General features: G+C 68.6%; 11 protein-coding genes. 9 read left to right on the top strand and 2 right to left on the bottom strand.

Going from position 1 to position 14,967, the window contains the following annotated elements; translation table 11 throughout:
• The first annotated feature begins 157 nt into the window (after window positions 1–157).
• From EV649_RS30500 to EV649_RS30530, 7 genes are all read left to right on the top strand, one after another.
• Window positions 158–2,461: a sodium-translocating pyrophosphatase gene (locus EV649_RS30500; RefSeq protein WP_130387041.1), complete on the top strand. Its 2,304-nt coding sequence runs from the start codon at window positions 158–160 to the stop codon at window positions 2,459–2,461.
• Window positions 2,462–2,555: 94 nt separating this feature from the next.
• Window positions 2,556–3,761: a DUF4142 domain-containing protein gene (locus tag EV649_RS30505; protein ID WP_130387042.1), complete on the top strand. Its 1,206-nt coding sequence runs from the start codon at window positions 2,556–2,558 to the stop codon at window positions 3,759–3,761.
• Window positions 3,762–4,033: 272 nt separating this feature from the next.
• Window positions 4,034–5,026: an ABC transporter ATP-binding protein gene (locus EV649_RS30510; protein WP_130387043.1), complete on the top strand. Its 993-nt coding sequence runs from the start codon at window positions 4,034–4,036 to the stop codon at window positions 5,024–5,026.
• Window position 5,027: 1 nt separating this feature from the next.
• Window positions 5,028–5,792, top strand: coding sequence for an ABC transporter permease (locus tag EV649_RS30515; protein ID WP_130387044.1), 765 nt, complete (start codon window positions 5,028–5,030; stop codon window positions 5,790–5,792).
• A gap of 295 nt (window positions 5,793–6,087) precedes the next feature.
• A complete protein-coding gene (locus EV649_RS30520) occupies window positions 6,088–6,882 on the top strand; it encodes a DUF2785 domain-containing protein (protein WP_130387045.1) in 795 nt (264 codons plus the stop codon).
• Between the two features lie 308 nt (window positions 6,883–7,190).
• On the top strand, window positions 7,191–8,495 hold the full coding sequence (locus tag EV649_RS30525) for a cytochrome P450 (protein ID WP_130387203.1): 1,305 nt from the start codon (window positions 7,191–7,193) through the stop codon (window positions 8,493–8,495).
• Between the two features lie 42 nt (window positions 8,496–8,537).
• Window positions 8,538–8,972 (top strand): NUDIX hydrolase, encoded by a 435-nt coding sequence (locus tag EV649_RS30530; protein WP_130387046.1) that lies wholly within the window; start codon window positions 8,538–8,540, stop codon window positions 8,970–8,972.
• Here EV649_RS30530 and EV649_RS30535 read toward each other — a convergent pair.
• Window positions 8,969–9,772 (bottom strand): TIGR03619 family F420-dependent LLM class oxidoreductase, encoded by an 804-nt coding sequence (locus tag EV649_RS30535; protein ID WP_130387047.1) that lies wholly within the window; start codon window positions 9,770–9,772, stop codon window positions 8,969–8,971. The genes EV649_RS30530 and EV649_RS30535 overlap by 4 nt on opposite strands.
• A gap of 577 nt (window positions 9,773–10,349) precedes the next feature.
• Between EV649_RS30535 and EV649_RS30540 the strand changes: the two genes are divergently transcribed.
• Together EV649_RS30540 and EV649_RS30545 are read left to right on the top strand one after the other, a co-directional pair.
• Entirely contained in the window at window positions 10,350–11,921 is a 1,572-nt protein-coding gene (locus EV649_RS30540) for a GGDEF domain-containing protein (protein WP_130387048.1), read from the top strand.
• A 19-nt stretch (window positions 11,922–11,940) separates the two neighbouring features.
• Window positions 11,941–13,509, top strand: a complete 1,569-nt coding sequence (locus EV649_RS30545; protein ID WP_241998836.1) for a GGDEF domain-containing protein — start codon at window positions 11,941–11,943, stop codon at window positions 13,507–13,509.
• A 7-nt stretch (window positions 13,510–13,516) separates the two neighbouring features.
• On the opposite strand, the gene EV649_RS30550 is transcribed toward EV649_RS30545, so the two are convergent.
• Window positions 13,517–14,950 (bottom strand): class I SAM-dependent methyltransferase, encoded by a 1,434-nt coding sequence (locus EV649_RS30550; protein WP_130387050.1) that lies wholly within the window; start codon window positions 14,948–14,950, stop codon window positions 13,517–13,519.
• Between the last annotated feature and the right edge of the window lie 17 nt (window positions 14,951–14,967).

Raw genomic sequence — 14,967 nt, forward strand, 5'->3', positions numbered from 1 at the left:
GGTATGGCGTAGACCACCCTGTCGTCAGGTCTGGTCGGGAACCCGTTAGAGTAGCCCACCGCGCCAGGTCACTGGCGCTGTGTCGTATTTCCCCAACCCTTCGGTTGCGGCAGATGGGGGCCGTCAAGCCTGGATGGGTTGCCTACAAGGAGGACGGATGTCCGCGCTGCTTGCTGCACAAGCGGTGGATCTTTCGTCGAGCAACACCACACTGGTGATCGTCGTCGGGGTGATCGCGATCCTCGCGGTCGCCATCGCGATGGTCTTCCGGGGCCAGGTGCTTGCCGCGAACGATGGCACCGAGAACATGAAGACGATCGCCGCGGCGGTCCAGGAAGGTGCCTCGGCATTCCTGAGCCGGCAGTTCCGGACGTTGTCGATCTTCGCCGTGGTCGCATTTCTACTGCTGTTCCTGCTGCCTGCTCACACAGACGGCGCCAACGAGACCACGCTGAAGATCTTCCGCTCCGTCTTCTTCCTGGTCGGCGCGGGCTTCTCCGCCCTGATCGGCTACCTGGGCATGTGGCTCGCGACGCGCGCCAACGTCCGGGTCGCCGCGGCCGCGCGGGACGAGGGCCGCGAACCCGCGATGCGGGTCGCGTTCCGCACCGGCGGCACCGTCGGCATGGCGACCGTGGGCTTCGGCCTGTTCGGCGCCGCGCTCGTCGTACTGCTCTTCAAGGGTGACGCCCCGACCGTGCTCGAGGGCTTCGGTTTCGGTGCCGCGATGCTGGCCATGTTCATGCGGGTCGGCGGCGGTATCTTCACCAAGGCCGCCGACGTCGGCGCCGACCTGGTCGGCAAGGTTGAGCAGAACATCCCCGAGGACGACCCGCGCAACGCCGCCACCATCGCCGACAATGTCGGTGACAACGTGGGTGACTGCGCGGGTATGGCGGCCGACCTGTTCGAGTCGTACGCCGTGATGCTGGTGGCCTCGCTGATCCTCGGCAAGGCCGCGTTCGGCGAGCAGGGCCTGATCTTCCCGCTGATCGTGCCGGCCATCGGCGCCATCACCGCGGTCATCGGCGTCTTCCTGACCCGCCCGCGGACCGGCGAGAACGGCCTGCGCACGATCAACCGGGCGTTCTACATCTCTGCGCTGGTCTCCGCGATCCTCTGTACGGTGGCCGCGTTCGTCTATCTGCCGAGCAGCTTCAAGGAGCTGAGCGGCGCCACCGAGACGATCGCCGGGTACGACGGCGACCCGCGGCTGATCGCCACCGTCTCGGTGATCATCGGGATCGTGCTGGCCGCGGTCATCCTGGCCCTGACCGGTTACTACACCGGCACCGAGGACAAGCCGGTCCAGGATGTCGGCAAGACCTCGCTGACCGGTGCCGCGACCGTGATCCTGTCCGGTATCTCGGTCGGCTTCGAGTCCGCCGTCTACACCGCCGTGGTGATCGCGGCGGCCGTGTACGGCGCCTTCCTGGTCGGTGGTTCCGGTGTGGTCGCGCTGTTCGCGATCGCGCTGGCCGGCTGTGGTCTGCTCACCACCGTCGGCGTCATCGTCGCGATGGACACCTTCGGACCGGTCTCCGACAACGCGCAGGGCATCGCCGAGATGTCCGGTGACGTGGACGGCGAGGCGGCCCAGATCCTGACCGAGCTGGACGCCGTCGGCAACACCACGAAGGCCATCACCAAGGGCATCGCGATCGCGACCGCCGTACTGGCCGCCACCGCGCTGTTCGGTTCGTACACCGACTCGATCCGGACCTCGCTGGCCGACAACTACGCCAAGTTCGAGGCGGACGCACTGGTGTTCAACCCGGGCACCCTGGTCGGCATCATCCTCGGTGCGGCCGTCGTGTTCATGTTCTCCGGTCTCGCGATCAACGCCGTCGGCCGTGCCGCCGGTGCGGTCGTCTACGAGGTACGGCGTCAGTTCCGCGACATCCCCGGCATCATGGAGGGGACCGGCAAGCCGGAGTACGGCAAGGTCGTCGACATCTGCACCCGCGACTCGCTGCGGGAGCTCGCCACTCCGGGTCTGCTCGCGCTCACCGCGCCGATCGCCGTCGGCTTCGGCCTCGGTGCCGCGGCGCTGGCCGGCTACCTGGCCGGTGCGATCGGCGCCGGCACCCTGATGGCGGTCTTCCTGGCCAACTCCGGTGGTGCCTGGGACAACGCCAAGAAGCTGGTCGAGGACGGTAACCACGGCGGCAAGGGCTCGCCCGCGCACGAGGCCACCGTCATCGGTGACACCGTCGGCGACCCGTTCAAGGACACCGCCGGTCCGGCCATCAACCCGCTGATCAAGGTGATGAACCTGGTCTCGGTGCTGATCGCGCCGGCCGTCGTCGGGATGTCGTCGATCGGCGACGACACCAACACGCCGTTGCGGATCGTCATCGCGGTCGTCGCCGTGGTGATCCTGGCCGCGGCCGTGTACGTCTCCAAGCGCCGGGAGTCGGTCATCTCCGACACTCCGGCCGAGGTGAACGCCGCAGCCTGATCGCAGGATCTGCCCGATTCGGCCCGCCGGTTCCGACCGGCGGGCCGTTTCGTATGTCTGGACCCCGGAGCGTCCGCTCACTTACTGTCATGAGGTGAGGATTGCCAGGGTGCCCGCGCTGCTGCTCGTCGTTGCGGCGGGCGTTCTGGCAACGCTGCAGCCGGCGAACGCGGCGACACCGCAACCGGATGTCGCCTATCTCAACACCGCTCACCAGCTCAACCTGACCATCATCGAGGCCGCCCACACGGCGACGACCAAGGGTCGGACCTCCTGCGTACGGCGGGTCGCCGCGCAGCTGGAACGTGACCATCGCAAGCTCTCCGCACAGGAGCTCGACGTCGCCACGCGGCTCAGCATTCTGCTGCCGACGGCACCGTCGACGGCCCAGCGTCGCCAGCTCGACGTACTTGCGGCCAAGGCCGGTACCACTGCGTACGACGCGGCGTGGCTGGCCTTGCAGCGGCTGCAGCACCAGCAGTACCTGGCACTGGTAGAAGGTGAGCTGCCGATCAGCGCATCGCCAGCTGTCGAGGCAGTGGCCGACGGCGCCAAGCCCGTCATCCAGATGCACCAGCGCTCGATGACAGGTACCTGTCGCGCCGAGACGACCACTCCGGTGGTGCCTACCGGAGAGGGTGGCCAGCAGGCTGAGGCCAACCTGGCCCGCACGCGGGCCGCGCTGATCCTGATGGGTATCGGCGTGGTGCTGCTCCTGGTCGGCAAGTCGATCTCGCTGAAGCGGCGCGTCGTGGGGATCGCAGCACTCGCGGCGGGTCTCGTGATGATGTTCGGCGGGCAGCCCAACAACACCGGAAAGGTCCCGGATGCGGGCAAGTCGTCCACGGACCGGGAGGCCGCCGTACCGCCTGTCCGTCTGAAACTGCCCGGTGTGCTGGAGGCGTCGGTGCAGCCGGTTGCGACCGGCGGCGACGGTCGGCTGGAGGTACCTAAGTCGGCCGCTGACGTGGGCTGGTGGGCCGCGGGTGCGGCGCCGGGCTCTGTTGGTGGCACAGTGCTGCTCGCTGGTCATGTGGACACCGCCAAGGGGCGTGGAGTGTTCGCAGCGCTCTCCGGCGTACCGGTTGGGACCAGTGTCGCGGTGACGGGTGGAGACGGCGGCGAGCACTGGTACCGCATCGTTGCGCGCCGTACCTATAAGCAGGAGGCCCTGCCCGCCGACCTGTTCCACGGTGCAGCGAAGCCCCGGCTGGCGTTGGTGACCTGCACGGGCTCCTATGACCGTACGGCGCACCGCTACAGCGAGAACCTCGTCCTGTACGGCGTTCCGCTCGACTGAGCTTCTGGTAGTCACTTCCAGACCGAAGTACGTCGTACGTCGACTTTCGGCTGATGTGCGCGCCCGCGGCATGGGGGATCGTCGGGGTTGTGGTCAGGGGCATAACCGATAGCAGCCGCCCGCGGACCGGCGGCAGAATCAACCCACGGGTGGACACACCGGATCCGCCCGGGGTCCGATGCCCGGCACCCCTCAGGCCTCGATACTGATCTCATCACGACACAACCCGCCCGACTGGGGACAATTCACGCCACCGAATGAGGAGCACGGCGATGATCGAGGCAAAAGGCCTCACCAAGCGATACGGCGCAACAGTTGCCGTTGACAACCTGTCTTTCGAGGTGAAACCCGGCAGGGTGACCGGCTTCCTCGGCCCGAACGGGGCCGGCAAGTCCACCACCATGCGGATGATCCTCGGACTCGACACCCCGACGTCCGGCGAAGTCACCATCGACGGCCAGCGGTACCGCGACCTGCACCGGCCGCTGACCAAGGTCGGCGCGCTGCTGGACGCCAAGTGGGTGCACCCGAACCGCTCGGCGCGGTCCCATCTGAGGTGGATGGCCGCGTCGAACAAGTTGCCGAAGTCATCGGTCGACAAGGCGCTCGACATGGTCGGTCTGACGTCGGTCGCGAACAAGCGGGCCGGCGCCTTCTCACTGGGCATGTCCCAGCGGCTCGGGATCGCCGGCGCGTTGCTCGGCGACCCGGAGGTGCTGCTGTTCGACGAGCCGGTGAACGGTCTCGACCCGGAGGGCATCGTCTGGATCCGGACCTTCATGCACCGGCTGGCCGACGAGGGCCGCACCGTGCTGGTCTCCAGCCACCTGCTGTCCGAGATGGCGCTCACCGCCGAGGACCTGGTCGTCATCGGCCGCGGCAAGCTGATCGCGCAGAGCACCACCCAGGAGTTCGTCGACCGCGCCAGCGGTACGACGGTGAAGGTGCGGACGCCGCAGCTCGACCAGTTCGCCGGCGTGCTGAACGAGCAGCACCTGGCGACCCGGATCGAGGACGTCGAGGACCAGGGCAAGGTGCTGTTCGTCGAGGGCGACCTGACCACCGACCAGATCGGCGAGGCCGCCGCCGCGCACGGCATCGTGCTGCACGAGCTGACGCTGCAGCGCGGTTCGCTGGAGCAGGCATTCATGCAGATGACCGGTGACTCGGTCGAGTACCACGCGCACGAGGAGATCGCCGCTGTGACCTCGCTCGACGCACCCGACGCCGCCGAGGTGGCCGCGGGTCCGAAGGAGGACAACTGACATGTCGGTGATCGCAGTCGAGCGCATCAAACTCTTCTCCACCCGCTCGCCGTGGTGGTGCATGATCATCGCGGCCGTGCTGACCGTCGGGCTGTCCGCGCTCTTCCTCGGCCTCGCGCCCAGCGAGCAGAAGCTGCACGCCACCATCACAGACACGCAGGGCGGCGCCCAGCTCAGTCAGATGGTCATCATGGTGATGGCCGCGCTGGCCATCACCACCGAGTACCGGTTCGGCACCATCCGGACCAGCTTCCAGGCAGTACCGCAGCGGGCCGCTCTTCTTCTCGGCAAGACCTTCGTGGTGGCGATGCTCTCCGGTCTGATCGGCGTGATCGCGTCCTTCGGGGCCTGGGCGATCGGCGACCTGGTCAACAGCAGCGCCAACCTGGCCATCGACAGCGCCGCGGAGTGGCGTCTGCTGGCCGGCCGGGGCTTGATCTTCGCGCTGTCAGCGGTGATCGCCGTGGCAGTCGGGGCACTGATCCGCCAGAGCGCAGGCGCCATCGTGATCCTGCTCGTCTGGCCGCTACTGGTGGAGCAGCTGGTCCAGCTCATCCCCAAGGTCGGCGACGATCTGAACCGGTGGGCGCCGTTCACCAACGCGAACTCGTTCCTGTTCCAAGGTCAGGACGTCGGAGCAGGTGGAGGTCCCGGCGACGCCACCAGTTACGCGATGGGCCCGTGGTGGGCGCTGCTGTACTTCGCCGGCTGGGCGGCCGCGCTGATGACGATCGCCCTGGTGTCGGCGAGCAAGCGCGACGCATGACAAGGCCACCCCGGTCGGAGGTTGAGGGGCCCTGACCGGGGCAGGGGCCCGGCCGGGCTGAGGGGTCCTGGTCGCGACGGCCCGTGGTGCATCCGGTCTCCGGATGAACCACGGGCCGTTTCCCATGCTGATTCGGGGCTGGCCGGGTGGCCCGTCGACGGATTACGGTGCCGCGCATGACGGCACTGATGCCACGCCTCCGGCGCAGCGGGTCACGGGGCTGTGACTCCCGGCCTTCCCACGTCGCTCCGGTCGCTTCGCTCCTTCCGCTCCTCAGTCCAGGCCGGGAGGCCCCGTGACCAGCTGGGCGCAGGTGCGGGATGCGGGTTTCGAGGTTCCCGAAGGACGGCCGGTGGGCGAGATGGTGGCCGAGCTGGTCGGGATGCTGCGGTCCCCGGATCCCGTCGTACGGGATCGGCAGGCGTACTCCGTGCTCGCGACCTGGATCGGGCGCGGCGTGCTGTCGACGGACGAGCTGCGGGCGCTCGGCGACGAGATGGTGCCGCGGTTCACCGACCCGGAGATCCAGGCGCGGACGTTCGCGCCGTTGATCCTGGACGTGATCGTGACGAACGGCGTCTTCGAACCGAGCTGGGTGCCGCCGTTCGAGCGGTGGTACGTCGCCGAGGAGGACCTCCGGGGGTACGACGAGAAGCTCGGCTGGTTGCACGCACTGGCGCACGGTGCGGACCTGCTCGGGACGCTCGGGCAGCACGCGGCCGTGGAGCCGGTGCAGATGCTGCGCCTCGGGATCGGGCGGTTGCTGACGCCGACGCCGTACGTGCTGCGGGACATGGAGGACGACCGGCTCGGGTACGCGCTGGCGGCGACGCTGACGCGCGACGACCTGACCGGCAGCGACGCGACCGACTGGCTGGACCCGGCGATCCGGCAGCTGTCGAACCCGCCGGCCGAAGGGATCACGCCCGAGGTGACGAACACGGTCCGCACGCTGCGCGTGCTGTACGTGCTCGCCGACCACGGTCTGCGGGTCGGGGATGCGAAGAAACTCACACGGATTCCGCAGGCCGATCAGGTCAAGACAAAGCTCGCGGACGTGCTCCGGATCGTCACGCCGTACTATCTCTGAGCCTGAAGTGGTCGGCGGCAACTACCTGGTGGGGTAGGGCGCATCCGACTTTCGTCTGGACTTTCCCTGAATCCTCCCCGAGGAACGGCATGTCGCAGTCCAGGGCGGAGTACAGGTGGTTTCAGGTGGCAGTGGAGGCTCTGTCCGTGACAAGGTCTCTGCTGGCACGCCATGGCCCCCTCCCATGGTGGAGCCAACGCCACTACCGAAGTAGTGCAAACACCATCAGATCTGGTCCCCGGCGAGGTTAGCTTGGAGTTACAACGCCTGTTGGGGGCAGCGGGTTCTAGAGAGGGCGCGTGGAAGTCATGGTTGCGACATACCTGAAGAAATGGGTCGGCAACCGCATTCTGAGCAGGACCACCCGTAGAGGTGGTCTCGACCTGTCGAAGATGCGGATGTTTCCCAGCCAGGTTTCGATGCCGTTGCGCCGCGAGGGGCTCGATCCGGTCCCGGAGCTGGCCCAGGTGCGCGAGACCGAGCCGGTGCACAAGCTGGCTCATCTGTTCGGGCTGAACGTCTTTGTGGTGAGCGGTCATGCCGAGGCGAAGGCTGTGCTCGCCGACAGCACGAACTTCAGCAACGACATCCGGCCGCTGGTCGGCTCGGACCCGAACAAGCCGTCGGAGGGTATCGGGGGCCTCGGGTTCACCGATCCGCCGGACCACACGCGGCTGCGGAAGCTGCTGACGCCCGAGTTCACCAAGCGCAAGCTGGCCCGGTTGGAGCCGGCGATCGAGAAGATCGTCAACGACCAGCTGGACCTGATGGAGGCCAAGGGCCCGGTCGCCGACATCGTCGCCGACTTCGCCTTCAATGTGCCGTTCCTGCTGATCGCGGACCTGCTCGGCGTCGAGGAGTCCGACCGTGATCGCTTCCGTGCGCTCGGACCGGCCCGGTTCGACCTGTCCGGCGGTGGCATCGGGGTGTTCGGGTCGGCGTCGGAGTCGCGGGACTTCCTGTTCGAGATCGTCCGGAAGCAGCGGGAGAACCCCGGCGACGGGCTGATCGGGTCGATCATCCGCGAGCAGGGCGACGACCTCGACGACATCGAGCTCGGCGGGCTGGCGGACGGGGTGTTCCTGGGCGGGTACGAGACGTCCGCGAGCATGCTGGCGCTCGGCACGCTGGTGCTGTTGCGCGACCCGGCGAACTTCGAGCGGATCCGCAACGAGCCGGGTGCGGTCGACGTGATCGTCGAGGAGCTGCTGCGGTACCTGACCGTGGTGCAGGTCGCGTTCCCGCGGTTCGCCCGGCACGACCAGGAGCTGTTCGGTCAGCAGGTGAAGAAGGGCGATCTGGTCGCAGTGTCGTTGTCCGGGGCGGATCGGGACAAGCAGGTCTTCGGCGCGGACGCCGAGGACTTCTACCCACGTCGTACGGTGTCGTCCGCGCATCTCGCGTTCGGCCACGGCATGCACCGGTGCGTCGGCGCCGAGCTGGCCCGGATGGAGCTGCGCGCCGCGTTCACCGCGCTCGCGCACCGCTTCCCGGACCTGTCACTGGCTGTTCCCGAGGAGCAGCTCCGCTTCCGCGACTTCTCGATCGTGTACGGCGTCGAGACCCTTCCGGTCCGCCTCCACGCAACCACCGCCGAACAGGTCGCCGGCTGACCCGTGACATCGGAGTACGTAGCCAACCTGCCCCGGAAGAGGATGGCAGCCGGGGTGCTGTTCCGGTCGTCGGACGGGCGGGTGCTGCTGGTCGAGCCGTCGTACAAACCGAACTGGGAGATCCCCGGTGGCGCGGTCGAAGCCGACGAGTCGCCATGGGCCGCCGCGGCGCGTGAGTTGCTCGAGGAGCTCGACACGGAACGGCCGCTGGGGCGACTGCTGGTTGTCGACCACGTGCAGGCGTACGACGGACGGCCGGACGCCATGGTGTTCGTCTTCGACGGAGGTGTGGTGACCGAGGCTGAGGTCGCGGCCTTCACCTTCTCCGACGGCGAGATCCTGTCGGCCGGCCTGTACACGCCGCCACAGGTCCGTACCCTCGGCAAGCCGATGCTCGCCAGCCGCATCGAAGCCGCGCTCCAAGCGGTCGACGAGGGCGCCGTTGTGCTCTGTCAGCATGGCGAGCGGGTGGATTAGACCAACTGGAAGCGTTTGGCGAAGTGGGTTAGGTCGTCCAGGTCTGGGGTGGTTACTACCAGGCGTGTGACGCCTTGGGACTCGTAGGAGGCTACGGCTTCTGGGGTTAGGTCGATGGAGGCCCAGCGGGTGTACTCGAGGTTGTCGCGGGTTGATGCGGCCAGCTTCCACTGGGTCGCGCGTTCGGTCGGGGTTAGCGCGCCGCCTGGAAAGTACCCGTCGCCCCGGGTGCCTGCGCGGCGGGCAGCGGCACGGCTGGAGCCGCCGATGTGGATCGGCAACGGCGCCAACGGATGCGGGAAGCTGCTGAGGTCCTCGAACTCGAAGAACTCGCCCGAGTAGCTGACGCGATCACCTGACCACAGCAGCCGCAGTACGTCGATTGCCTCGTCCGTACGTCGTCCGCGCGACGCGAAGTCCACACCCACCGCCCGAGCCTCGCCCGGCAAGCTGCCCAAGCCGACGGTCAGCAACCGCATCCGTCCCTTCGACAGCACGTCGAGGGTCGCCAGCCGCTTCGCCAGCACCACCGGGTGGTGGTACGGCAGCAACAGCACAGCCGTCCCGAGCAGGAGCCGTTCTGTGGACGCCGCCACGAACCCGAGCAGCTCGAGCGGATCGCCGTACGGCAGGTCGGTCGGCATCTCGTACCCGCCGAAGGTGGCGCCGCGATACAGCGCCACGTGCTCCGGTACGTACAACCCCTCGAACCCGCACTCCTCCGCGCGCCGCGCGAACCTGACCAGCCGCTCCGGATCCATCCCGTACGCCGGCGTGCTGTAACTCACCGCGAATCTCATCACCGAACCGTAAAACCCTGTCCCCGGGGTCAAGGCAAACAAGACAAGACGGCTCTTGCGCCCGATGTGTGGGTGTTGTGCTGCCGGCTGACGGGTTATGTGTCCGATGACGGGAAGTAGCAGGCCAGCGGTGAAAGAACCCGCCAGCGGCGACCTGCCGGCGGGCCGGCAGGCGGACTCACCGGGGAAGCCGGCTGGGTGATCGGGTTGGTGATACGTCCTGTCGAGCTTGCAGATCTGGGGCTGGGCCCGCTGTCCGGTCCGGTGTGTGGGTCGTGGTGGCCGTATCCGGGGACTTGGGACAGGCCGTGGTGGGTTGGCACCTGACATGGCCCGTCTCCACCGACCATCTCCTATCTCCAGTCACCACTGCCGCGAGGACCGGGCATCCGGCGGGTGCGGGGAATGACCCGCGAATCTGGCAGAAGAGTCGAGAAACCTGTACGCCGAGTACGCCTGATGTGGCACTAGGTGGCCGTTGTCCGGATCGGGTCGTGACAGGACCCGGGGTGGGTGGTCACAATGGGCGGTCCGGCCCGAGGTGCGGGTGACGGAACAGGGAAGGGCCGTCGGCGGTATGGGGAATGGCGAGATTGCGGCGGACGACGCGCTGACCGTACGGATCGCCGCCGCGATGACCGCGGCGCAGTCGGGTGGGCATGCGACGGCGGCAGCGGAGATCGAGGCGATCCGGAACGAGCTGGGCGGCGTCCCGAGCTACCGGCTGGCGGCCGCGGAGTACGTCCGGGGCGTGACGGCGCACCATGCCAGCGACGCCGACGAAGCGTTGCGCGCGGTCGACGCCTGTATCGAGATCGCCCGCGCGATCGACGAACCGGGCTGGGAAGCGAACGCCCTGCCGATCCGCATCATCAACCTCGCCCGCAGCGGCCGCGGTGGCGACACGGTCAACGACCTGGTCGCCGCTGAAGCAGCCTTGAACCGCACCAGGGACGCCGGCCTGACCGCCTGGGCGCACACCGGCCTCGGCTACGCGTACGACGTCCTGCGGCTTTTCGAACTGTGCATTCCGCATTACGAGCTCGCCACCCAGTTGGACGAGGACGTGTTCGAGTTGGCGGAGTCGCAGGCGATCGACCGGTTGAACCTCGCCGAGACGCACCTGCGCTGGGCGCACGAACTCGAACGCCTCGGCGATCCTTTGTATACAAGGGAGATCGAGGAGCGCCTGGCGTCCGCGGCGTACTGGGCGCGCGAGGCCGAGCGGGTGGTCGTCGACGACGAGACCCAGGAGTTCTGGAAACTCAGCGCCCGGCTGTGGATCGCCGCCGCCGCGACCGCCGAGGACCCGGACCAGGCGGTCGCCGACCTGACCGAGATCCGCGACGAGATCAGCAAGCTGGGTGAGACCGAGCGACTCGCGATCGCCGGCGCCTACCTGGCCCGGGCCCTGCAGGCGCAGGGGAAGTCCGAGGAGGCCAAGGCCGCGGCGGACCGGGCGGCCGACGACCTGCTTCCGTTGGCCGACCCATCGACCCACGTTCTGGTGCTGCAGACCCGATCGGAGGTCGAGGCGGTCGACGGTACGGCGGGTGCCCTGGCCGGCCTGGCCTACGCGCGATCGGTTGCGCGGGGCTGGTGGAAGGAGCGGCAGCGCGCGCTGAACGCCGTACGGCATGCGCTTGCCGCGCACGACCTGCCGGCCCGGCACGACGCCGAGTGGCACGCGGCGCGGCAGGATCCGCTGACCGGGGTGGGGAATCGCCGCGCCCTGGACGAGCGGCTGACCGCGGCCCGGGACTCGGGCCGGGCGGTGACGTTGCTGGCGATCGACGTGGACGACCTGAAGCTCGTCAACGACACGTTCGGGCACGCCTGCGGGGACGAATTGCTGCAGGTTGTTGCAAATCTCCTGGTAGAACAGGCGCGAGCGACCGATGCCGTGATTCGATCGGGTGGCGACGAGTTCTTCGTGGTGCTCGACCAGCCCGACGCCAAGGGCGGTGCCCAGCTGGCCGAGCGGATCCGGATCGCCGTCGAGGCGATCGCGGCGGCGACGGACAGACCGTGGCTGCGCCGGCTCGGATTGAGCCTCGGGTACGCGGCGACCGCCGAAGGAATCGCCGTGGAGCAGTTGATCTTCCGGGCGGATGAGCGCCTGTACCGGGAGAAGCGTCGCAAGAAGTGACGAAGGGTGGGGAGCTGTGGTGCGGGAGACGTCCGGGGTGACGACGCGGATCGCGGCGGCGATGACGCGGGCGCAGTCGGGCAGTCCGGACGAGGCGGCGCTCGAGCTGCACGCGCTGCTCGCCGAGCTGGGCCCGGAGCCCACTCACGAACGGGCCGCAGCGGAGTACGTGCGGGCCGTTGCGGCGCATCACGCCACCGATTCGGTCGAGGCGCTGGACGCGGTCGACAGCTGCATCCGGGTCGCCCGTGCGATCGACGAGCCGGGCTGGGAGGCGAACGCGATCGCGCTCCGGATCGTCACCCTGATCCGGACCGGTGAGGGCGGTGACTCGGTTGCCGACCTGGTCGCCGCTGAGAACGCGCTGTCCCGGACCCGCGACCTCGGTCTGGCGGGCTGGGCGCACACCGGCCTCGGCTACGCCTACGACCTGCTCCGGCTGTACGAGCTGTGCATCCCGCACTTCGAGCTCGCCGCCGAGGGCGACCACGACCCGCTCGGCCTGCCCGAGGCGCCGGCGATCAACCGGCTGAACCTGGCCGAGTCGAACCTGCGCTGGGCCCACGAGCTCGAGCGGCTCGGCGACACGTCGTACGACGCGGAGATCACGGAACGTCGACGCGCCGCGCACCGCTGGGCCGGTGAGGCGGTCGAGGTGATCCTCGCCGCGGACCTGCTCGGGTACTGGCCGATGGCCGGGCGGATGTGGCTCGCGGCGAGCAACGACACCGCGGACGCGGGCGAGGCGGCCGTGATCCTGAAGGACTGCCGGGACCAGCTGGCCAAGCTCGGTGATCTCGAGCTCGCCGCGATCGCGGGCGCGTACTTGGCCAAGGCGTACATGGCGCGCGACCGGATCGGTGAGGCGATGGACGCCGCGGACCGGGCGGCCAGTGACCTGCCGCCGACGTCGGATCCGCCCGTGGAGGCGCTGATCCGGCACACCGCCGTACAGATCAGTGCGGAGTCCGGGGACACCGGTGCGTCGTCCGGACTGCAGTACGCGCGGGCGATCAGCCGCGGTTGGTGGGCGGAGCGGTTGCGCGGGCTGTACGCCGTACGGAGCGCGCTGGCCAACCACGAGCTGTCGATCCGGCACGATGCCGAGTGGCGGGCGGCGCGTGAGGATCCGCTGACCGGCGTGGGGAATCGGCGTGCGCTCGACGAGCGGATGTCGGTCGCGCAGGCCTCCGGCCGCTCGATCGCGGTGATCGCGATCGACGTGGACAACCTGAAGGTGATCAACGACAGCTACGGGCACGCCAGCGGCGACGAGGTGCTGCGGCGGGTCGGGACGCTGCTGACCGAGCAGTGCCGCGCGGAGGACGTCGTGGCGCGCGCGGGCGGGGACGAGTTCGTCGTCGTACTCGACAACCCGGACGAGCGGGGTGCGCCCGAGCTGGTCGAGCGGATCAAGTCCGCGGCGGATCGCGAGGCGGAGCGGGCGGAGGAGCCGTGGTTCGCGCTGCTGCGGTTGAGTGTCGGGCAGGCGAGCAGCACGGACGGTACGGCGGTTGCCGAGCTGCTGACCGAGGCGGATCGGCGCATGTACGCCGAGAAGCGCCGACGCCGGCGCACTGCCCAGTAGTCGCTGTTCAGTAGTCCAGGAAGCCTTCTATGACGAGGTTTCTGATCTGTGGGAGGTAGTCGGCGAGCACGTCGACGACTGGGCGGTCCATGAGGTCGGCCAGCGCGGCGAGGATCTGTCCGGTGCTCAGGTCGCCGTCACACGCGCCGACGAAGCCGGCCAGGACGGTGTCGACCTGCTCCGCTCTCCGCATGCCACGCTGCCGTCGGAGCACGATCGTGGCCGGGTCCTCGGCTCCTGGCTGCCCGGTGGTCTCCTGGATGACGTCGTCGGCCACGTGCAGATGCAGAGCGGTGAGGTCGGCCGGGAGGCCCTCGATGCGTTCGAAGCGGTGCAGGACGTGCGGGCCGATCGGGCGCTCGATCTCGTACGGCCAAGCTTCCGCGGCGAGGGAACCTTCGACGTTGTGCAGCGTGATCCAGCCCATGCCGATCGCCTCGACGTTGTGCTCGTCGAGATAGCGCATCCATTCGTCGTACCTGGTGGTGTACTGCGGCGAGCCGTGCAGGCCGGCGTCGCGGAGCCAGAGCTCGACGTACTCGGACGGGTCGAGCTGCTCGCGCTGGACCGCCCAGGCGGAGCGGTCGCCCGTCCAGGCGGCGATGCGGTCCTGCCAGTCCTCGCCGCGGACACAGGTCCAGTTGGCGAGCAACTGGCACCAGCCGCCGTCAGTCAGGTGGTCCGGCGCCTGGCGAACGAGCTGCTCGACCACGGCGTCGCCGGTGAACTCGGTCTCGCGGTAGGTGAGGTCGCCGCCGGGCGGAGAGATCACGTACGGCGGGTTGCTGACGATCAGGTCGAAACGCTCGCCGCGGACGGGTTCGTACAGGCTGCCGTCGCGAAGGTCGAGGTCGATGTGGTTGAGCGCGGCCGTCGCTTTGGCGAGTTGAAGGGCGCGCGGGTTGACGTCGGTTGCTGTCAGCTGGTTGACATGGTCCGCGAGATGCAGCGACTGAATGCCGCACCCGGTGCCGATGTCGAGCGCTCGGTCAGCCTTGATCGGGACGGTCAGGTGGATGAGGCTGAGGCTCGCTGGAGCGATGCCGAGCACGTAGTCCGACCGCATCGGCTCCCGGCGCCCGTCAAGCCCCGGCGTGAGGTCAGCCACCACCCAACAATCCTCAGCAAACGGCCTGACATCAACCGCCGCCCGAACCTCGTCCCCACTACGCTCCACGATGCCCAAGGCAACCAGATCAACTCCTGGAATCGCCTTGTTTACAGCGTTTTCCGGCACAGTTCGCTGGAGCAGGAACAACCGGATCATCGTGTCGAGCGCATCACCCGACGCCGTACGACGGGCCGCTGCCGCGGTCTCGTTCCGCGCCAACGCCGCGTTCGCCTGCACACCGAGCCGCTCGGCAACCCCGTCCGTGGTGTACCCCGCCCCGGCAAACGCCGTACGCAACCCCTCCACCACATGCCCCGTCAGTTCCAGCATGCCCGCATCCTCCCACC

This window comes from Kribbella sp. VKM Ac-2569 (genome assembly GCF_004216905.1).
Lineage (GTDB): Bacteria > Actinomycetota > Actinomycetes > Propionibacteriales > Kribbellaceae > Kribbella.

Coding starts and splice junctions, on each gene's coding strand:
- EV649_RS30500 (WP_130387041.1), top strand. CDS start 158: ATGTCCGCGCTGCTTGCTGCACAAGCGGTGGATCTTTCGTCGAGCAAC.
- EV649_RS30510 (WP_130387043.1), top strand. CDS start 4,034: ATGATCGAGGCAAAAGGCCTCACCAAGCGATACGGCGCAACAGTTGCC.
- EV649_RS30515 (WP_130387044.1), top strand. CDS start 5,028: ATGTCGGTGATCGCAGTCGAGCGCATCAAACTCTTCTCCACCCGCTCG.
- EV649_RS30525 (WP_130387203.1), top strand. CDS start 7,191: ATGGTTGCGACATACCTGAAGAAATGGGTCGGCAACCGCATTCTGAGC.
- EV649_RS30530 (WP_130387046.1), top strand. CDS start 8,538: ATGGCAGCCGGGGTGCTGTTCCGGTCGTCGGACGGGCGGGTGCTGCTG.
- EV649_RS30535 (WP_130387047.1), bottom strand. CDS start 9,772: ATGAGATTCGCGGTGAGTTACAGCACGCCGGCGTACGGGATGGATCCG.
- EV649_RS30540 (WP_130387048.1), top strand. CDS start 10,350: ATGGGGAATGGCGAGATTGCGGCGGACGACGCGCTGACCGTACGGATC.
- EV649_RS30550 (WP_130387050.1), bottom strand. CDS start 14,950: ATGCTGGAACTGACGGGGCATGTGGTGGAGGGGTTGCGTACGGCGTTT.